Annotated in this window: 15 protein-coding genes; 4 read left to right on the forward strand and 11 right to left on the reverse strand. The window is 43.4% G+C overall.

Annotated features, from left to right (window positions below; genetic code table 11):
• Positions 1 to 174: 174 nt before the first annotated feature.
• Positions 175 to 831: an isoprenoid biosynthesis glyoxalase ElbB gene (gene elbB, locus KKOR_RS12475; RefSeq protein WP_015781499.1), complete on the forward strand. Its 657-nt coding sequence runs from the start codon at positions 175 to 177 to the stop codon at positions 829 to 831.
• Positions 832 to 839: 8 nt separating this feature from the next.
• Here elbB and KKOR_RS12480 read toward each other — a convergent pair whose 3' ends face one another.
• Complete coding sequence (locus tag KKOR_RS12480; protein ID WP_015781500.1) at positions 840 to 2,921, reverse strand: thioredoxin domain-containing protein; 2,082 nt, start codon at positions 2,919 to 2,921, stop codon at positions 840 to 842.
• A 104-nt stretch (positions 2,922 to 3,025) separates the two neighbouring features.
• Here KKOR_RS12480 and KKOR_RS12485 point away from each other — a divergent pair, with 104 nt between their 5' ends.
• Positions 3,026 to 3,754 (forward strand): DUF599 domain-containing protein, encoded by a 729-nt coding sequence (locus tag KKOR_RS12485; protein WP_015781501.1) that lies wholly within the window; start codon positions 3,026 to 3,028, stop codon positions 3,752 to 3,754.
• Between the two features lie 64 nt (positions 3,755 to 3,818).
• Here KKOR_RS12485 and KKOR_RS12490 read toward each other — a convergent pair whose 3' ends face one another.
• Both KKOR_RS12490 and KKOR_RS12495 read right to left on the reverse strand, forming a co-directional pair.
• Complete coding sequence (locus KKOR_RS12490) at positions 3,819 to 4,409, reverse strand: thioredoxin domain-containing protein (RefSeq protein WP_015781502.1); 591 nt, start codon at positions 4,407 to 4,409, stop codon at positions 3,819 to 3,821.
• Between the two features lie 119 nt (positions 4,410 to 4,528).
• Positions 4,529 to 5,146: a c-type cytochrome gene (locus tag KKOR_RS12495; RefSeq protein ID WP_015781503.1), complete on the reverse strand. Its 618-nt coding sequence runs from the start codon at positions 5,144 to 5,146 to the stop codon at positions 4,529 to 4,531.
• Between the two features lie 130 nt (positions 5,147 to 5,276).
• Between KKOR_RS12495 and yihA the strand changes: the two genes are divergently transcribed.
• Complete coding sequence (gene yihA, locus KKOR_RS12500; protein WP_015781504.1) at positions 5,277 to 5,900, forward strand: ribosome biogenesis GTP-binding protein YihA/YsxC; 624 nt, start codon at positions 5,277 to 5,279, stop codon at positions 5,898 to 5,900.
• A 138-nt stretch (positions 5,901 to 6,038) separates the two neighbouring features.
• On the forward strand, positions 6,039 to 6,896 hold the full coding sequence (locus tag KKOR_RS12505) for a tetratricopeptide repeat protein (RefSeq protein ID WP_015781505.1): 858 nt from the start codon (positions 6,039 to 6,041) through the stop codon (positions 6,894 to 6,896).
• Positions 6,897 to 6,942: 46 nt separating this feature from the next.
• Here the strand turns inward: KKOR_RS12505 and KKOR_RS12510 are convergent, their stop codons facing one another.
• The 8 genes from KKOR_RS12510 to tssM all read right to left on the reverse strand — a co-directional run bounded on the left by KKOR_RS12510 (position 6,943) and on the right by tssM (position 20,851).
• A complete protein-coding gene (locus tag KKOR_RS12510; protein WP_015781506.1) occupies positions 6,943 to 9,174 on the reverse strand; it encodes a PKD domain-containing protein in 2,232 nt (743 codons plus the stop codon).
• A 511-nt stretch (positions 9,175 to 9,685) separates the two neighbouring features.
• Complete coding sequence (gene polA, locus KKOR_RS12520; protein ID WP_015781507.1) at positions 9,686 to 12,433, reverse strand: DNA polymerase I; 2,748 nt, start codon at positions 12,431 to 12,433, stop codon at positions 9,686 to 9,688.
• A gap of 140 nt (positions 12,434 to 12,573) precedes the next feature.
• On the reverse strand, positions 12,574 to 14,064 hold the full coding sequence (gene tssC, locus KKOR_RS12525) for a type VI secretion system contractile sheath large subunit (RefSeq protein ID WP_015781508.1): 1,491 nt from the start codon (positions 14,062 to 14,064) through the stop codon (positions 12,574 to 12,576).
• Positions 14,061 to 14,579 (reverse strand): type VI secretion system contractile sheath small subunit, encoded by a 519-nt coding sequence (gene tssB, locus KKOR_RS12530; RefSeq protein ID WP_015781509.1) that lies wholly within the window; start codon positions 14,577 to 14,579, stop codon positions 14,061 to 14,063. The genes tssC and tssB overlap by 4 nt, the downstream gene beginning before the upstream one ends.
• A gap of 30 nt (positions 14,580 to 14,609) precedes the next feature.
• Positions 14,610 to 15,686, reverse strand: a complete 1,077-nt coding sequence (tssA, locus tag KKOR_RS12535; protein WP_015781510.1) for a type VI secretion system protein TssA — start codon at positions 15,684 to 15,686, stop codon at positions 14,610 to 14,612.
• Positions 15,676 to 16,503, reverse strand: a complete 828-nt coding sequence (locus KKOR_RS12540) for a PP2C family protein-serine/threonine phosphatase (RefSeq protein ID WP_015781511.1) — start codon at positions 16,501 to 16,503, stop codon at positions 15,676 to 15,678. The genes tssA and KKOR_RS12540 overlap by 11 nt, the downstream gene beginning before the upstream one ends.
• Positions 16,500 to 17,300 carry a type VI secretion system-associated protein TagF gene (tagF, locus tag KKOR_RS12545; protein WP_015781512.1) on the reverse strand — a complete coding sequence of 267 codons (801 nt, stop codon included), beginning with the start codon at positions 17,298 to 17,300 and terminating at the stop codon, positions 16,500 to 16,502. The genes KKOR_RS12540 and tagF overlap by 4 nt, the downstream gene beginning before the upstream one ends.
• Complete coding sequence (gene tssM / locus KKOR_RS12550) at positions 17,300 to 20,851, reverse strand: type VI secretion system membrane subunit TssM (RefSeq protein WP_015781513.1); 3,552 nt, start codon at positions 20,849 to 20,851, stop codon at positions 17,300 to 17,302. Before tssM ends, tagF begins: the two co-directional genes overlap by 1 nt.

Here is a 20,851-nt window from a genome sequence, read left to right on the forward strand (position 1 = left end):
TGTTTTGGCCCTTTGCGACGTTATTGACGCCTTTATGTATTCCTACCCGGCAGGCTGTCCTCTAGTTTCGGTTAAAACGTCTCAAAAATCAAAATTCTTACCGCCTGACAGCAAATTTTGCTTATATTATGATGGTATTTCTATTTCACTCGATTGATTTGAGCAGGGAGAATTATGAAAAAGATTGCTGTTATTTTATCTGGCTGCGGTGTCTATGACGGGGCCGAGATTCATGAAAGTGTACTAACGCTGTTAGCGCTTGAACAAAACGACCTGGACTACCAATGTTTCGCTCCTGATATCGACCAGATGCATGTCATTAACCACCTCACCGGTGATGTTAGCGAAGGTGAGTCGCGCAATGTGTTAGTTGAGGCGGCTCGTATCGCAAGAGGAAATATCAAGGATTTAGCAAAGGCCAAAGAATCCGACTTTGCTGCGGCTGTGTTACCTGGTGGATTTGGTGCCGCTAAAAACCTGTGTGACTTTGCAGTAAAAGGCAGTGATTGCACGGTAAACCCCGACCTGGAACGCTTTATCAAAGCCATGGCAGCGGCCAAAAAGCCGGTCGGCTTTATCTGTATTTCGCCAGCCATGATCCCAAGACTATATGGTGCGGGAAGCAAGTTGACGATTGGTAATGATAAGGATACTGCTGAGGCGATTGAAGCCATGGGCGGCGTGCACATGGCCTGTCCAGTCGAAGACATTGTGTATGATGAAGGCAATAACCTGATTTCAACACCAGCTTATATGCTGGCTGGTAGTGTTTCAGAAGCCGCCAGCGGTATTAACAAACTGATCGCAAAACTGGCCAGCTTGCTGAAGTAAACAGAGACTCACTCTGCTTGCAGAAAAGTCTGTATCGCATCGAATGACTCCAGCGCAGGGAAGCACTGGCGATTGCGACAGCAATAAGCCACGGCTTTTTCTTGTGCAGGATACTTGTCCTTTAGTAAATCACTGTTCGACTCAAGGCTAAACACCCAGCGCTGACTATATTGTCCGGTACTTAGATACTCTTGCCAGCCTACGGTCTGATGTAGATCACCTCGCAGCACCCAGACTTCAGAACCTTTTTCATAGGCATTCAACACACGTACCACCGATGGATACTGCAAAGGTGCTTTGATCGCTTCTGCGCTGGCCTGTTGCAGACTTATCTCGATAAACTCCAACCACTCCATCTTACCGGTCAGCTCGCCTACCAGCCACAACACTTCCAGAGCCTGGCATGCGCTGTTAGGCATGGCATCATCGCTCCAACTTTTGTGCCTTGTTATGACCATTTCCGCATCTTCAGCCGTATAGAAAAACCCCCCTTGTCGCTTATCGGCAAACTTGGTCCATAAGCCATCACACAGGTCGAGTAACCAATGCCAACTTTGCTCATCAAAATCAAAGGTCAACCTCATCAGCAGTGCCTTTGCAAAATAGGCGTAATCATCCAGAAATGCTGATTGATAAGCCTGTCCCTTTCGATAACAAGCCTTCAGTTCTGTGCCACTCCAGACAGTTTGATATAAGCCCAGCTGACAATCCTTGGCCTGCTGCAAAATTGCATCATCGCCTAGCTGGCGCGCAGCACTGAATAGCCCCTGAAGCAGCAAACCATTCCAACTGGTTAATTGCTTATCATCGAGAAATGGTAAGGGACGCTGGTCACGCTCTGCCTTTAATTGTTGACGCACCGATTCAATCAGCAAGGGCAGCTGCTTTGGATGTATTCCGGTCTGTTCGGACACTTGCTTTAATGAATTGCGGCAAACCAAGTGCCAATGCCCCTCAAAATTAGGCTTGTCCGCGAATCCATAATAAGCTTTGGCAACCGCTTGCTCCTGTTCATTCATGGACTGGATGTCACTTTGTTGCCAGACGTAATAAGCACCTTCTTCACTATGGCCATCAGCATTCAAACTGTCGGCATCGAGCGCAGAATAATAGGTCGCCTGTTCGCTTTGCATTTGTTCGGTCAGCCAACTAATGCTTTGTTTTACCCGCTGCATCCAGTCGCCTTGCGCATAGTAATTACCCGCTTCTGCCATCAGCTTGATTAACTGCCCATTGTCATAGAGCATTTTTTCGAAATGCGGAATATCCCAATATTCATCGACACAATAGCGGAAGAAACCACCACCGAGGTGATCATACAAACCATAGTCAGCAAAGGCGTGCAGGGTTTTAGATAGATGCTCGCTTAACGCCTGTTGCTGGCCGTCTTCATCAATAAGCAGTTCAAAGGCAGCTTGCCAGATGGCAGCTTGTGGAAATTTAGGAGCACCTTTTAAACCACCAAAATCCTGATCAGAGCGCTTTAACACTTCTTCTATAAAAGCTTGGCTGAGTGATGCCGAACTGGTCGTAGCGTTATTTTCAGCTTGTTGACCCGCTGAGCCTGAAATAAAGCGTAACGCTTCCTGTATCTGGCCATTCTGCTGCTTGATTTCGTCTCGCTTCTCAGAAAAGACTCCAGCGATATTATTCAACAAGTCAGTAAATGCAGGCATACCGTACTTGGGCTGCTTGGGAAAATAGGTGCCACTAAAAAATGGAGTAAGCGTTTGTGGATCTAAAAAGGTGGTCAACGGCCAACCGCCTGCCTGTCGATTGAGCAGTTGATGGGCGAGCTGGTAGGTTTTGTCTAAATCAGGCCGTTCTTCACGATCCAACTTGATATTGATGAACAACTGATTCATCACCTCTGCGGTCGCTGCATCTTCGAAAGATTCATGCGCCATAACATGACACCAATGGCAGGATGAATAGCCCACCGACAGCAAAATCGGTTTGTCGAGCTGCTTGGCAAGCTCCAACGTTTGCTGGTTCCATTGCTGCCAATGCACCGGATTATCTTTATGTTGCTGTAAATATGGACTGGTTGCATCCTGCAAATTATTCTTGCCCGCTGATTGCTGTGTCATAAAGTTATGAGGCCATACCATAAAGTTGCTTGAACTGAATCCTAAAGCATGGCACTTTTAACCTCTCTTCTGCAACCACTTATGCCCAAGTTTGAGGCTTACTTATGAACCTGTCCTTTTTGCCTTTACTCGACTGGATAGCGCTAATCTGGTTTTTAATTTGCTGGGTTGGTTACACTCAATATGCTCGCATTCAACACGGCAAACGCCCGACCATTGCTAACCAACTGGCGGCCAATCGAGAACAGTGGATTCAAAAAATGGTTGCTCGTGATGTCAAAATTGCCGATGTCACCAGTCTGGGCATCTTGCAGCGTAACGTTACCTTTTTTGCATCGACCACCATTTTTATTATCGCCGGTTTGCTGACCGTTTTGGGGTCCACCGAAAAAGCCATTCATCTGTTGTCCGCCTTACCCTGGATAGAGATTGCATCGCGGGCTGTGTGGGAAGTTAAAATTATTCTGCTGGTAATTTGTTTCGCCTATGCTTTCTTCAAATTCACCTGGTCTATGCGTCAGTATAACTTTGCGGTTGTCCTGTTTGGTGCCGCACCCGACCAGGACTGCGATGAAAAAGAGCATCAACTCTTTATCAAACACACCAACTGGTTATTAAGCCGAGCTTCCAACTCTTTCAATTATGGATTGCGTGCCTACACCTTCGCCATCGCGGTATTGGCCTGGTTCTTCAACTCCTGGATTTTTATTCTATGCGCCAGCATCGTTGTTCTGGTTTTGTATCGTCGGGAATGCCGCTCAGCAACCTTGGCGGCACTCTACAACACCAGCCACCACAGCAGTGAAAAACCCTTACCGGATTATTGGGGATGATATTAAAAAATATTAATTAAGAAGAGCCGTCCACCCAATCAAATGGTGGACGGATAACGATGGATTATAACGACTTCAAATAACGTAGCACTTCAGCAAACCGATCAATTTTCATAGTGTGGTTAGCATCCGTTGCGAATTGACCTTTAATGACAACGGTTGGTGCATATTGAATTCGATATTTTGCTGCTAAGTCTTCGGCTCTTTGTACTTTACGATACAGCTCTTTGTTCTCAAGTAGCAATGTTAGAACTTCTTCATCAACCTCCATCGCCAATAACTCTTCCTGCATGGCATTAAAGTCAGTGACGTCTATTTCGCCCGCATCTATTTTAGTGATCATGTTATTCTTTTGCTCATCGCTAAGCTCTAGCAGCTGCATCACATAATGCAGCTTGGCGGCCGCCCGCCACTCTGGGCGTGCTATCAATGGAACATACTCCAGCTCATCTAGCTCACTGGCAAGCTCTTGTTCAAGCATGCGGCATGAAGTGCAGCCCAACCAACTAAAATAGAGGTTATCTTGAGTGTTCAGCTGACTTTCGTCGGTCAGAGTAATGCGCCAATAGTCTTGACCTTGCTCAATGGCATGAACGGTATCTACATTGGCACCAAGCAGGAAAACTAAGCCAGAAACTAATAAAAAATGCTTCATAAGTGTTCTCTAGTATATTGAATGAAACGAATTGCAAAACTATGCGCCATAAAAAAAGGCGACCACTGTCGCCTTTTTTACCCTGATTCAACAGGTCATTGCAACTTTAAGCGGTCAAATTAATGAAGACCCAACATAAAGTATGCAACAGCTTCAATTTGTTGCTCTGACATACGGTTTGCAATATCACGCATGACCGCATTGTTGTCGTTGGCACGCTCAGCCCAGGCAAATGCTTTCAATTGCTTGATAGCATATTCAGGATGTTGACCTGAAACTGCTGGATAACCTGCTAAATCAAGACCTTGGCCAGTAGCACCGTGACATGCCGAACATGCTGGAATGCCGCGCTCTGCGTCGCCCTGGAAGTAGATTTTCTTACCAAGATCCACGAATTCTTTCGGCACAGCACCCAATTGTGTCTCTTGAGCAGCATAGTAAGCAGACAAATCAGCAATGTCTTGCTCGCTCAAATTAGCAACCATTGGTGCCATTGATGGATCATAACGACCTTGAGACTGATCTTTCGCACCAGCTTGGAAATCTTTAATCTGCTTTTCCAAGTATTTTGCGTTTTGGCCGGCTAGTTTTGGCCACATCGCATTGGCGCTATTACCGTCTTTACCATGACAAGCGGCACAGGTTGCTGCCAACTCGGCACCTTTGGCGGCATCACCATCCTGCGCAGAAGCAGTAGCACCAAATAAGAATAATGCAATAATTGCTAACTTTTTCATCAGGTTACCCGTATAGTTCTGTTAAAAGGTCATTGCTGAAGCGCAACGACAGAGAAATCGAAAAAAGTTCGATGAATTATAGGGAACTAACCAGTAAAATGCCAATATCTCTGATAAAAAATACACTCTTATGAATTATCACATTGCCAAATATTTACTTGGTGCTGCAAAACTCACCCAGCTGCCAGACGATCAGGGTATCGAAGTTGCCTTTGCTGGTCGCTCCAATGCCGGTAAATCTAGCGCGCTTAATACCTTAACTCAACAAAAAAGTTTGGCCCGAACCAGTAAAACCCCCGGACGTACTCAGCTCATTAATGTTTTTACACTAGATGACGATCGACGCCTAATCGACCTTCCTGGCTATGGTTACGCCAAAGTCCCAGAAGCGATGAAGCTGCAATGGCAAGCAGAACTCTCTAGATATCTACAACAACGTAAATGCTTACGTGGCTTAGTGTTATTAATGGATATCCGCCATTTCCTAAAAGACAGTGATCAGGAAATGTTAGTGTGGGCGGCAGAAGTCGGTCTTCCGGTGCATTGCCTGCTCAGTAAATCGGACAAACTCAGCCAGGGAGCCAAATCCAAAGCCGTCCTGCAGTGCAAAAAAGCACTTTCAGAACTCCATCCCAAGGCTACCGTTCAAGCATTTTCATCTCTAAAGCGTGTTGGCCTTGATCAACTGTATGCAGTACTCGATCAATGGTATGCCATTCCAACTGATATAGAATCACCCACCGAGCAAGACTAACTTCAAACCTCCGTTCCATCGGTAATACCTTCTCATATATATGTTGATTAAATATTAGTGGTGCTTTGTTTTGCAAAGCACTGCGCCCTTCGCTAGGATCAAGCCACTAAGCCTTTGTTTATCCGAGCGAGGAAGCCCATGACCATCCGTATCATTGCAATTATGCTGTTCTTTTTCAGCACCACCATTTTTGCTTCAGAGCAAAACAAACCCCAAGAGCAGCCAGCAAAAACCAATGCTACCAGTACCCAGTATCCTCCATTGATAGAACGTTACATACTGGATGAGCTGAAAAGTATTCGTCAGGATCAACAATCATTCAGAGCTGAGGTTGAACATAAAGTTGCTAATGCTCGTCTTGATGTTTCTGATCGCGCGATCCGTTACACCACCGATACGCTCAATAATGTCTTCATTATCATCACTACCGCAGCCTCACTATTAGTATTAATGGGCTGGCGCTCATTACGCGATGTACGCAGCAAACTTAACGAAGTGGTCGAAACAAAAATCACCGAACTGACCAGTAAATATGAACTTCGCTTAAAAGATCTTGAAGACAAGCTTAAACGTCGCTCACAAGAGATCATCGACGCTCAGGAAGACATCTCCAAAGCGAATGAAATCCATTCGATCTGGATGCGTGCTGCTCTTGAAACCAATATGCATCAAAAAATAAAAATGTATGACGAATTGCTAGCAATTAACCCGACCGATATCGAAGCACTAATTTATAAAGCAGATGCCGCTTTTGAACTAGGCGACTACGAATGGGCCTTCAGTCTCGCCAACCGAGCCATTGAGCAAGATGAAGAATATGGCCTTGCCTACTGGCAAAGAGCCTGCGCCAACGCGGCCAACGGCGCTCTTCAAGAAGCTATAAGCGATATTAAAATAGCTGTCGAAAAGGCGCCCAAATTAGCAGAAGAAATAGACCGAGAACCAGCCTTTGAACCTCTACATGACTTAGAGGAATTTAAAGAGCTACTATCTTAAGTATTTATTATTGGTAAAAAAAGGCCAGCAGATGCTGGCCTTTTTACTACTGTACTTCGGTTGGGATTGGACGCCCTGATGATTTAATTAAATATCTTGCATAAATCATGTCATATACCCAAAGAGCTTGTAGCTCAGGAGAAAGATCTCCATAAATACTTGGTAACATATTAACTTGATATTGGTAAGTTACATATTGCTTGCCTTGTAATTTCTCAAACATATCAAATGTTCGTCTCATATATACAAAACAGTCACTTGTAATTACAGTACATACTTGATTTGAAATGTTTCTGTATATATTTAACTGTAGCTTGCCATCAACAATCTCCCAGAAAAACTGATTCCGACTGTACTCACTCGTTTCAAGGATGCCATTATTATTAGAGTCATTACCTCCAAATTGATAACCAACCCCACCCTCCTGAACTTCAAACCAATAATATGTGGAACTTGTGTCAGATATTAGACCATCTACCGCATAAACACCTACAGCGCCCTCTTCATCCAGCAACGTTCCATCTTTTAAAGCGGACATTCCTGCAGCAAAGCCAAGCGAAGTACCAAATGCATCATAAGCTTCAACAGCCCATAGATTTGTAGAAACTTTTCTAACTTTCAGGTTGGCATTTTCTAAATACAGAGCCAAGGAACCTTCGCTAGTAATATTCCAGCTACCATTACCAAAGTTTCCAGATATACTTTCCGCTGTCCCATTTTCAAAGAACTCTATTACAACAGCTTCTGTTGAAACAATTTTGGGGAAGGTGCCATAAGGGGTATCAAGATCTTCATCAGGATCTAAACTAGGAGCTAATGTAGGAAGCATTCGAACGCCTAACAGATCGTCATTTGTAATCGGTAACGTTTTCTTGATAAATAATTTGACGTCATATTTAGAAAATAGCTCATCTTCAAAATCATAAAATGGGCTTGTATCAAACTGATATCGACCATCAATTTTTAATGCTACTAAATCTGCAAGTTCAGTTGACTTAATAACCTTTACCTCAATATTCTCCCATATTTCATCTCGATATACTTGATACTCAGTACCCATGTAGTCTTTAAAAATACTTCCTGTCGAAACTACTTTTCCTTCGAGACTTAATTGAAGTTTATCAACTGCATTATTCACACTTAGCGATTGCTCAACCGCACTGTAGTTCATGCGTCCACCACCGGACTCTTCAAAATTAAATTGTGTGGTTGTCATGAACTTATTGTTAACTTCTATGTACTTCTGTGGTGTTATGATGCTTGGTTCGAATAATGGAGCTTGATCATAAGTAGAGTTCTTTATTTCATTATATAAAGCATCATGATGATCTGGAATGTCACTAAGATATTCATTAATGGCATTTTTATTTGATGCAAACTCCCAACTATTTTCAACACCCTCTGGAAGGCCTAACTCTGGATACTGATCAGAATAATCGATAATTAATTTAGTGGCTGTAGCAATTTCCCATACGCCAATACCTGACAATGTAGGGAGTCCAGCTTCAAAGCTACTGCTATTAGTCAGATAATTCTCACCTTTCTCTATTACTAGCAAGCCCAAAATTGCTGTTGAAAAGTGAGTAACATTAACTCCATTATTCTCATCAGCAGTTAAGATATTGTCATTCCCCGCTTGCTCTAAAATGCTGCCAAAGCTATCCACAAGTGACTTTAATTTTACATGTAACTGCTCATCCACGCCGTCAGCAGTTAGAACCACTAACAACTCACTCAGATTTTCATCTTCATCAGCACCAATTTCTAGCGTGTAGTTACCGCTAGCATCGGCTGTTGTGCTGTAAGTTCGACCTGCCACTTCAGCAGTTACTGCTGCGTTTGCTATTGGTCCATCGGTTACAACACCTTGTAGGGTAACTTTTTGCTCATCTACAGGGTTGACGGTTACAGTGACGCTGTCTGAACCTGAGGCTCCGTCATTGTCGGTTACTGTTAGTGTGAACTCTAGGCTAGTCGCCTGCTTTGCAACTGGAGCAGTAAATTCAAGATTTTGTTGACTGGTATTGCCTAATGAAATTTGCGGTCCTGAAGTTTGTGTCCAAGCGTAAGAAGCAATGCTTCCGTCACTATCTGTACCCGAACCTTCGACAGTCACTGCTGTTTGTTCATCAACAGATTGGTCGGCACCTGCATTTGCTGTAGGCTTTTGATTAACAGGTTCTTGTTCAGATGAAGAGTCAGAGCCTCCGCCGCTACAATTGATAATTCCCAAAGAGAAAATAGAAACAAGTAAGAACTTAAACCCTTTATTATTCATGATGAATTTCCTATGTAATTATTAACAATGCGCTTTTTTTAGCGAGTTGAATAATAGCGGGATTTGTTCACATTTCAAGCAAAAATGTCATTTATGCATTAATTCATTTCATATTAGAAATATTAAATGTGAACAAAAATTATACGTGCTTCTTTATGTTTTAAAGACTTACAGTTTCTATTATTGATAATTATCACGAATTTATTTGAGGCAAAAAAAAGGGGTGGCCTGAGGGAACAAAGGCACCACCCCAAATGCGCAATTCAGCTTGGGGGGGCCGAATTGCAAATCCCGCTGGAAGGAGGGAGTCGCGGGGAGCGCATTCGTTGCGCTCAGTTAAATAGACATTGGTTTGGTGAGTTTGTTGCAAGAAAAGTGTCAGCTTTTGTAAAGACTGGTAAGAAATGTGAACCGGCTAACGATAGCCATTTTAAGCTTCAAAATGACTCACAACCTTGATCGCTAGCGGTTCACATTTTAAGATGGTTTTACAGGTTTTGTTTATACAAATTTAATGTGCTTCGTCCCAATTATCGCCAACGCCGACATCTGCAATCAAAGGTACTGAGAGTTCAGCCACACTTTGCATCAGTTTAGGAATTTCTTTTTGCGCTAATTCGAGTTTGTCTTCTTCAACCTCAAATACCAGTTCATCGTGTACCTGCATGATCATCTTGATGCCTTTAACGTCCTTGAGCCATTTATCCACTTCCAGCATTGCCAGCTTGATGATGTCCGCAGCACTGCCTTGCATTGGGGCGTTGATCGCCGTGCGTTCGGCTGCTTTTCGCCGCATACCGTTTTTAGAATGTATCTCCGGTAAATATAAGCGGCGGCCATAAAGTGTTTCCACATAACCTAAATCTGCTGCTTTTTCCTTAGTGGATTCCATATAAGTTTCAACACCAGGATAACGGGCGAAATAGGTGTTGATGTAATCTTGTGCAGTGTTACGGTCGGTGTCTATTTGTTTGGCCAACCCAAAAGCAGACATGCCATAAATTAAACCGAAGTTAATGGCCTTAGCATTACGACGTTGATTGGATGTGACTTCGTCCAGTGGTACATCAAACACCTCAGCGGCGGTTGCCGAGTGAACATCCAGGCCTTCTTCAAACGCTTTTAGTAAACCCTCGTCTTGAGACAAATGAGCCATGATGCGCAACTCAATTTGCGAATAATCCGCGGCTAAAATTTTGCTACCTTTCGGTGCAATAAAAGCGGTACGAATACTACGACCTTCTTCTGTCTTGATCGGAATATTTTGTAAGTTCGGTTCGGTTGATGACAGTCGACCGGTTGCGGCAATTGCTTGATGATAAGAAGTATGCACGCGACCTGTTTTGTCACTAATCATCCGCGGCAACTTATCGGTATAAGTTGACTTCAACTTGCTTAACCCACGGTGCTCAAGAATTAATTTCGGCAAAGGATAATCTAGCGCCAGTTCCTGCAAAACCTCTTCCGCTGTCGATGGCTGACCTTTCGGTGTTTTTTTCAAAATCGGCAAGCCAAGTTCTTCATAAAAAATTACTTGTAATTGCTTTGGTGAGCCTAAATTAAATTCCTTACCAGCAATCTCATAAGCCTCTTTTTCTAACTCTTTTAAGCGCTTTTCGAATAGATGACTTTTTTCCAGTAATAATTTTCCATCAACTAACACACCATTACGCTCTACTTTAGAAAGTATTCTTAATAAAGGCATTTCAATATGCTGGAAGATTTGTGTAGGCCCTTCATTTTGTTTTAGCTCTGGCCATAATTTTTGATGTAACCGCATGGTGATATCAGCGTCTTCTGAAGCATATGGTGCAGCTTGTTCGACTTCAATCTGATCAAAGGTTAGCTGATTTTTTCCCTTACCGGCGATTTCTTCAAATTTGATATTAACATGATTTAAATGGTGCAGTGCCAGTGTATCCATATCATGCCGACTGGCCACACTATTCAAACAATAGGATTCCAGCATGGTATCAAACTCAATGCCTGCGAGCTCAATATCATAATTCGCTAAAACGCTCATATCGTATTTTAAGTTTTGTCCAACTTTCTTATGCTTCTCAGACTCTAGAAGTGGCTTTAACTGTTTTAATACTTCATCCCGCTCAAGCTGTTCTGGTGCACCCATATAAGAGTGAGCAACGGGTAAATAAGCAGCTTCACCATTGTCTAGGGCGAATGACATACCCACTAACTCTGCTTCAATATAATTCAGGCTTGTTGTTTCAGTATCAAAAGCAAACAACTCAACTTCTTCTAACTTTTTTATCCACTTATCTAGCTCTTTTTGTTCAAGGATAGTTTCATATTTAGAACGGTCTACCAGCGCAACACTTGGTCCATCTTCTGAATCATCGCCCGCTGAATCGCCTGCTTCACCTTCGCCAAGTTCTTTTAACACTTCAGTTAACCAACGGCGAAACTCCATATCGCTGTATAGTTTCTTTAGCTCTTTTAAATCAGGCTGACCAATGTTCAATTGCTCTGGCTTAAACTCCAGGTCACAGTCCAACTTGATAGTCGCCAACTCATACGACAATGGCAACCTGTCTATGGCTTCGCGCAAGTTCTCACCGATCTTGCCACCGATCTCATCGGCATGATCAATCACGCCTTGCAAGCTACCGTACTGCTCTAACCATTTCACAGCAGTCTTTGGGCCACACTTATCCACGCCGGGGATATTGTCTACTTTGTCGCCAACTAAGGCTAAGTAATCAATAATTTGCTCAGGCTTCACCCCAAACTTCTCAATCACTCTATCCCTGTCCGTGATTGGATTGGTTTTATCCATGGTATTAATCAAGGTGACGTGATCGCTGACCAGCTGCGCCATATCCTTGTCACCGGTAGAAATCAGAGTTTCACGTCCTTCTTTACAGGCCTGCTTGGCCAAAGTACCAATCACATCATCCGCTTCGACACCATCAATCACTAAAAGCGGCAAGCCCATCGCTTTAACAATTTCGTGAATCGGCTCGATTTGCTGACGCAGATCCTCAGGCATCGGTGGTCGATTAGCCTTATATTCAGGATAGAGATCATTGCGGAAGGTTTTGCCCTTAGCATCAAATACCATCGCCATCTGCTCAGGCTCGTATTCTTTGATCAGGCTTTTCAGCATATTGATGACACCAAACACAGCGCCAGTCATCATGCCGCTAGAATTGGTCATGCGTTGTAATTGAGGCACATGATAAGCACGGAATAAATAGGAAGAACCGTCAACGAGGATAAAGGGAGCTTTTTTTTCTGACATGTCAGTAATATTACTTGTGATTGAATGGAGCTAGTGTAGCAAAATTTTCCATCATCCCGCAGTCACTTTCATGTCCACAACGCCACAAACCATAAAAAGAAGGCCGCAGATGCGGCCTTTAGTCTTACTTTACTTGCTGATTATTTACTTTCTGGAATCTTCGCCACTAAACGTAATGAGGTGCTGAGTTCTTCCAGTTGTAACCATGGCTTCAACCAGGCTTTCGCGTGATAGACTCCCGGACTACCTGGCACCTCTTCAACTTCAACTCGAGCTTCGGCCAGTGGATACTTGGCACGAGACTCTTGACCAGCGGCCTCATCAGCATTGACGTAGTTTAGAATCCAGCGATTTAACCATGATTCGCAATCTTCCGGCTCCATGAAAGAGCCAATCTTATCGCGCGCCAGGACTTTCAGGTAGTGCGCAAACCGCGACGTGGCCATGATATAAGGCAAACGCGATGAAATATCGGCATTAGCGGTTGCATCAGGACTGTCATAGCGCTTTGGACGCTGCGTGGTGTTTGAACCGAAGAACACTGCATAGTCGGTGTTTTTATAATGACACAAGGGTAAGAAGCCAAGCTTGCTTAACTCAGCTTCACGACGATCGGTAATGCCTACTTCAGTTGGACACTGCATATCCATATCACCATCATCACTGAGGAAGTTGTGCATTGGCAATGAAGTCACTTTACCACCACCTTCAGCACCACGAATTGCAGTACACCAGCCGTGTTCAGTAAAGGCCTGGGTTAGTTTACTGCCCAGCACATATGATGCATTCATCCAGCAATAATCTTTATTATCAACACTGTTAGCCACTTTAGTGTTGCTGTCGACTGGCAGTTCTTCAAATGCAAACTCTTCTATCGGACGGGTTTGCTCACCGTATGGCAAACGAGCCAACACGCGAGGTGCCGTCAGTGTTACAAAGCGAGAATCTTCCGAGTCTCTGAAACCACGCCAGCGGGCGTATTCTAATGAATCAAAGATCTTTTCCAAATCACGTGGTTTTGATAACTCTGTCCAATCATTGAATCCAAACAGTTCCGGAGATGATGCTGAAATGAAGGGCGCGAAGGCTCCGGCGGCAACATTCGAAGTCAGTTCTAATGTTTCAATATCTTCTGGATGATTGGTAAACTCGTAGTCACCAATCAAAGCACCGAAAGGCTCACCACCAGCAGTACCGAATTCACTCTCATAGATTTTCTTAAACAGCTGGCTTTGGTCAAACTCTACTGCTTTGCTTAAATCTTTAAATAATTCACGTTTCGGTAAGTTGATCACCTTAAGTTTCATGGAAACCGAGGTATCAGTGTTTTGTACCAGATACTGCAAACCACGCCATGAACCTTCCAGCTTCTGAAAACGCTCATTGTGCATAATTTTAGATAACTGGTCGGATAGAGCCTCGTCAATTTTGTCGATGGCTTCTTTGAACGTAACGGTCAGGTTTTTATTCCAGGTGACAGTTCCCTTCATCGCTTCTGAAGTTAGCGCTCTCAGCAACTCTTCCGCGCGAGTCGCTTCAGTTTGCTTAGTCGCCGCAATGGCCTGGCTTAATATATCTGGGCTTTGCTCAACGAGCTGCTCCTTTGCGGCAACTTTTTCCATTTCTGTCATTGCTCATCTCCTGTCTTTTCATCGATTTGTCCAAGAGCCTCTGCTAGCGCATTCAAGTCATCACTATTTTGTAAGACTTTTTCCATTAACCCTTCCAACTCTTCAGAACGGTCAATCTTAGTCATCAAATCACGTAACTTATTACGCGTGTCCATTAACTTCTTTAATGGTTCAACTTGATCAACGATAGCTGCTGGCTCAAAGTCTTCCATCGAATCGAACTTCAAGTTAACCGCCATTTCCGAACCATCATTTTCTAAAGTATTGTCGACTTTAATATTGAGTCCCGGCGACATATTTTTCATCACTTCATTGATATTGTCTTTATCAATTTGAATGAAGCGTCGCTCCTTTAATGGCTTCACTGGTTTTGTAGAGTCGGCACTAAAATCGCCCATGACACCAACTACAAAAGGCAGCTCCTTTTCCAATACTGCGCCATCGGTTTCCACATCATAGGTAATGTGGACTCTTGGCTTACGCACTTTTTTCAAACGATCATGTATACTCGCCATGTGTTTCTCCTTTAGCTTGAGGGTTCAGATTTATTGGTTACTACCCGCATCGATCCCTGTTAGTTTAAAATACTGTTCACGCGCACCTTCTTCTGGAATCAATTGCTGCAACAATTCTGGTAATGACAAATCACTCCAACGAATACTTTGCTCCAGCAGATATGAAATAGGTGAGTGAGGTTCAGTTTCTCGAAAATACTGTGCTACCTGTCTCAGTGTATTAACCGCCTGCTCGCGTCGGTTAATAGCTCGCACTTCCGCACCAGGGCTATCAGTAACTCCTTCTTTACTATCCTGACTGACCAATTCATCTGACGACGCTAATTTGTCTCTTGCCAGATACTCAACAGCCTCAATACACTCTTTCAGTGCATTCCTGATATTAGAGGTTGGTTGCGGCAATGAATCACACACTCGATCAAATTCATTGGTAAAGGTTTCGTAGGTTTCTAAAGCAGATTGCACGTCGGCAACAAGCTCTCTATAGAAGCTCGGCTCAGTCAACAGCACCGCTTTCTTAATACTTTCTAATGGTATTGCGCCATTATCAATTCGGTTTTGTTTTTTCTCAGCGTCTAATCGTTCCAGCTGCACGGCCTGTTCATACTGCCAAACACAAACCGGCAAATACTCTTCACTATCGGTAATCGCTACCGATTTAATTGGGGTAATCAGTGTGCCGGCACCATCAAACCCGTTAAGTCCTGATAGAGGTGCTACCCGAGTTTCAATACCATCTTCATCAATTGCTGGATAAATTCCTTTGTCCCAGAAACTGGAAATCAATTCATTGGCTATCCTATAGCCAAAACTTAACCCCTTGATGCCATCAATTCTGGTCAAAGCTTCAATCAACCAGGCAACTACTTCTAGATCCTTTGTCTCATGCTCTAAAGCCTGTAATGCCAGCTCTTTTAGCTGAAACCAGTTGTCATCAACGGCCCCTGCATCCTCGGCATCAGCTAATGCCAAACGCTCAGTTTTTCTTGCTGAATTTCGGGCGTCTCTTAACTTGTAATATATCGATTCAACACTGGTGTCTTCTCGTAAGTCTCGCCCACAAGGATTGTCTTCACTAATCGGTTTGATATAGTTTTCAATATACATTTAACGAACTCTCCTCTGACTTATGTGTATTCCAGGCAGGGATTGTCTGGTCGTTGCCGACACTTCCTTCAACTCGCACTGAGATTGCAGTGATATTATCTTGTGCACCCCTGACCAGAGCCGAGTGAATTAATGCCTTATTGATTTCATCCACATCGCCCGAGCTGAAAAAGGGTGAAATTTCACTGTCAGTTAACTCTTTATTTAATCCATCACTGCACAGCATAAAAATGTCGCCATGCTTTAACTCACCATCGATTCTTTCGAGGTTAAGCGTTTGCGATGCCCCAATGGCTCGAGTGATGACATTGGCCAAAGGGTGATCATCAACTTCATCTTGCGTCAACAGCCCTGAATCCAGCATGTCATTGACTTGACTATGATCACGGGTTAATTGCTCAAGCTGACGATTCCTGTAACGGTACACTCTGCTATCGCCAGCCCATAAGATGGTGTAATGATTTTGATCCAGAATGAGAACGGCAACCGTAGTCCCCATCACTGCCTGTTTATCAAACTTCTGAAACGCCAGCTGCCTTAGCTTTTGATTGGTAATACTCAATACTTCAACAACACGCTCAATAAACGCTTCATTGTTTCCATCCCGCCTTACCGCTGATAGCTCATCAACCACCATGCCACTCGCCACATCACCTGCGCTATGACCACCCATACCATCAGCGACAACCCACAGGCCTATTTCAGGTTTTTCGATCTGATTATCTTCATTGACTTCTCTTACAGCTCCCACATGGGTAGTAGCTGAAGATAGCCAGCGATATTCAATGATTGCTTTATCTTGTTCAGCTTTAATCACAACATACTTCCATTGTTATTTTTTTCATCGTTATTTTTTTCTGAGTTTTCAATATCCGTTATTGGTTGCCATCCTGCTCCGAACCAATCACCGTCAAGAGTTGCATGAATTCCAGCTATCGGCGGTAACCCTTGGCACAAAAGCATTGTCGCCCCCATATGAGCAGAGCCTTTTGTCCACCAAATACTGGAAGGAACTCCGTTAACTTCAGACTCATGACGGTATAAATTGATGCTCTGTTTTTCTGTTGGCATCAAGCCATTTTGTTCAGACCATAACTTGGCAACTGTATCTCCGGCGACCTGAGCGCAGTTCGTGAAAAATGCTCTTAACTGGCTGAAAGAAATATATCTTTGCCCCTGATCTTTTTCTGGACCGCTATTTTCATGCAGAAGGTCTAATGCCTGTACGAATTGTTCCTGCTCAACACCTTTATCTAATGTACTTAGCATCAGCGTTTCTACTTCTTCCAACAGGCTTACATTCAAACCGGCATCATGATTGATAGTTTGTAAAACGATTAATGGATAATATCGCCCAACTTTATCCATGCTTGGCATCATGGTGCCGACTATCACCTGCTCGGAATCAGGTTCTTCTATCACAAAATTCCAGATCGGACTTGTCAGAAAATAATCAAGCCATTGTTGCTGGAATCTTTCCTTAGTTTCAGCCAGCCCTTCCTCTAACCATTCGGTAAAACTACTCTCAATTTCATGAGGCATATGACGACTTATAAAATCACCACAATTACGTATTTTCCCAAAGCAGCCCAGTCGCATAGCACACATATCCATTACAAATCCGTCGGGCAGTTAAAGCCTTCCAGGTCAGACCCAAAAAATGGGTTGTTAACACTGTGGGCTTGCAACTCAAAGGTTGCGTCAAATGGCGCCTGCTTGAATTCAACGAGAAACTTGTCATAAGCCAATGTCTTCTTTAACTTCGCCTTGTCCAGCAATCTGAACATACCCCAAAAACCCGAAGTTCTGACTGTTTCAGTCTGACCGCCGTTAGCAGGAGTAAAGGATATCGATGTTGCTACTTGTGGTTTTGGCCCTGGCCAGCGGGTAGGGTATGAGCGTAACGGGCCATGTCGATAGGACAAAACCTGACCTTCAATATCCACTAATACCTGACCTGCATTAACACTTAAGCTTGATGGTTTTAAGGTAAAGTTGACTGATATGTCAGAGCCATTCCTAACGAAGAAACTTTCTCTGATTGACTTGGCTTTTTCCAGTTGTCTTAAAGTGTAGTTGCTGATGCCAATATCTTTTAGTAGTCGCCAGCGACCTCGAGATGTGTCCACAAATACACTTAAGTGTTCATCAAAAAAGCGGTCAATGGTACCGCCATAGGAAAAGAAACTTCTGAAATCATCCAGAGTAATATCTTGACGACTTCTTTTGTTTACCGGATATCTACCTTCAATAGCTCGACGACACTCAGCTAATACCTGTGTCTTCCATAGATTATTCAGATAGGAATAGGTACCCGTGTTAGTTAATGTTTTGCCACTATTTTCGACTTTTCCCAACCATTCATTCATCGGTTGTGGCGTAACGCTGGCTTCTTTTTCAAGCTCACTGATAATGCTGGCTGCCTGCGGACTACTGGTCACTTCATAGGTTTTTTCTGCTGCATTATTAGCATTACTAATTGACTCCAGGAATATCTGCATATTCTTGAGGGCACCAATACTTTGCTTTAACGCACTTGCACTACCGGGGTCACCCACATAATGAATAATTTCACCAAATGCATCATTGACCACCTGCTCTGGTACCACATCAATATCAGCACTGTCAGGAATAAGTCTTTCATAACGATTAATATTGTTATTAACCCGAGAGGAACCTGCTGAATCGACCACATCCTTAGCTGCATCAAGATCCAAGCCCTCGGCTTTAGGTCTTGCCAGCATGACATTGTCGCGGATAGCTGAGTACAGCCTTTCTATCGGTGCATTGACCCCAGTCAACTCCTGCAGCATCAAAGCACCTTCTTCAGGTGTAGAAAATTCTCTGACAGCCACATCACCGATCAACTCTTTCCAATAAAAGATATAGTCATTGAAGTATTTATTGCGAACCTGTTCCTGAATATCGAGTATCGAAAGTTTATCCAGGCTTTCAGTCTCACCAGAAGGAAGTACCCATGAGTCTTTTGACAGAATCTCACTAATTTTTTTGCTCTCTCTTTTGAACACGCCGTGATAACCAGCCTGGGTGTAGAGTCCGGGAATCCCTTCTCGTAACGACTTACCACTTTTTCGGTAGAAGTAGCCTTCGACTTTTTGTGATAGATAGTCGCTAGGCTTAAATTCCGGCATGGCATTTATGTAATTATCTAACAGGCTGTTATAAACGCGTTCTACCAAAGACACTTTGCTGAGTTTGTTTTGCGCATATTCAATCAACTTGCCATCTTGCTGTGGTAGAGCCATTTGTTGAACCAGAAAGTAGTTCAAGTGGGACTTAAGATCAGATCTGAGTTCTTCGTTGATTTCACCTGGAAAGTCTCTGCGCCATAAGTGTTCAAATAGCGAAGCAATGTCTTTATCTTCTTTATGCTGTGGCAAGTAGAACATCAAATATATTCGCAACAGTTCATACAAATAGTCATGATGATTTTTTGCCTGGAGCATTTCTTTTTCTAAGGTCCCTTTCAGATAAGGGCCATAATAATTAGTCAATCCTTTACTGTATACTTCGCTGCTGATACCACTAAACTTGTCCCCTTGGTACAGGCCAAAACCCTCACTTAGCGCATTCTTATTTGCCACTATCTGGCTAGAAAATCTCTTTAATACATTAAGGCCACCGTTTAGTTCAACAAGGTTAGACTGCTCCGTTATTCCACCGTTACTGGCCTCGGTATATTCAGATACTAACGAAGAGGTGCTATCGATAATCTGCTTATTATTAGCATAGCTGTGTGACCACAGATAACTCAAAGTGATAAGACAGAATCCAGCAACTGCATAGCCAACACGTTGAATCAGGCGCTGCCTTTTCTGGTAACTGATATTAATCCCAACCAGTTTATCTTCCTTAAATATGACATCCTGCAAAAGCCGCTTAATGAAATAACCTTTACCTTCTATCTGACTTGCAGCGCTGCGTTCTCGCTGAAAACCGAAGCTATTGGATATCTCACGACCAATACGGTTTATCGGCGTACCTTCCTGGGTAGCGCTGGTGAAATAAACACCTCTAAGCAAGATTGGTTCTTCATAACGGTTCTGACTAAAAGCCACCTGAATAAAGTCATCTATATTCTTTTGTGCTAAACGTAGCTGTCGTGGGAAGCTATAAATCAGAGCTCGTCTTTGCTCGCTTTTTTCGGACTGCAGTTTCTTTGTCAGTTTCCGCTCAATCTTTTGAATCAACTCTACAAAATATTGATTAAACTTTGCAGCCGCATAATGATGGCCAAAATCTTCATCTACTTCAAAAGTGAAGCCAAACACTTCCTCTCTTTCGTCACGTGAAATGTCATCAAACAGCTCGTTGAAGCCAGCCAACAAATCACCTTTGCTTAGCATTAAGTAAACCGGGATATTGACTCCCAGCTGCATTTTTAATTCCTGGATTCTTTTACGAATAGTTCCTGCCAGCTCATTGACTTCAGACTGCGTTTTCTGCAACAAGTCCTCAATGCTGATCGTGACAATTGCGCCGTTAACCGGTCGCATTGGTCGCGACTTTTTTAACAAGTCCAGAAAGCCCAGCCATGCTCTTGAGTCAACCTCTCGGTAACTATCTTGAGTGGTGTATCGCCCAGCGGTGTCCAGCAATACTGCATCATCGGTAAACCACCAATCACAATTTCTGGTGCCACCAATACCTTTAATCGGGCTAGCTCCAAACTCTTCTGCCAGCGGTAGGTTTAGCCCAGAATTAACGATGCTGGTGGTTTTACCGGCGCCGGGCGGGCCAATTAAAACATACCAGGGTAATTGATAGAGGTTTTTACCTTTAAAGTCGCTTTTCTTGAGGTATTGCAGCCCATCAGACATACGCTTCTCCAGTACTGCAATCTCATCATCCGACGACTGTTCGATTTCGAGCTGATCCTGCTCTTCTTTTGAGATGTGCTCAATGAGCTTTTTGTTTTTACTACTCGCCTGATGCAGCTTCCAGAATTTAATCCCCAGCCATGCACATGCAATAATCAACAACAAACTCACTCGGGCACTTGCGCTGGCTAATATTTCATAGCCACCAATACTAATCAAAGGCCCACCGAACCATACTAAAGCAATAACTGCGAGCACCACCAATACCGTTATGGTGATTTTATGTGTTATTACTTTACCTATTTTTCTTATAGTCCCTGACAT

It is taken from the genome of Kangiella koreensis DSM 16069 (assembly GCF_000024085.1).
GTDB lineage: Bacteria > Pseudomonadota > Gammaproteobacteria > Enterobacterales > Kangiellaceae > Kangiella > Kangiella koreensis.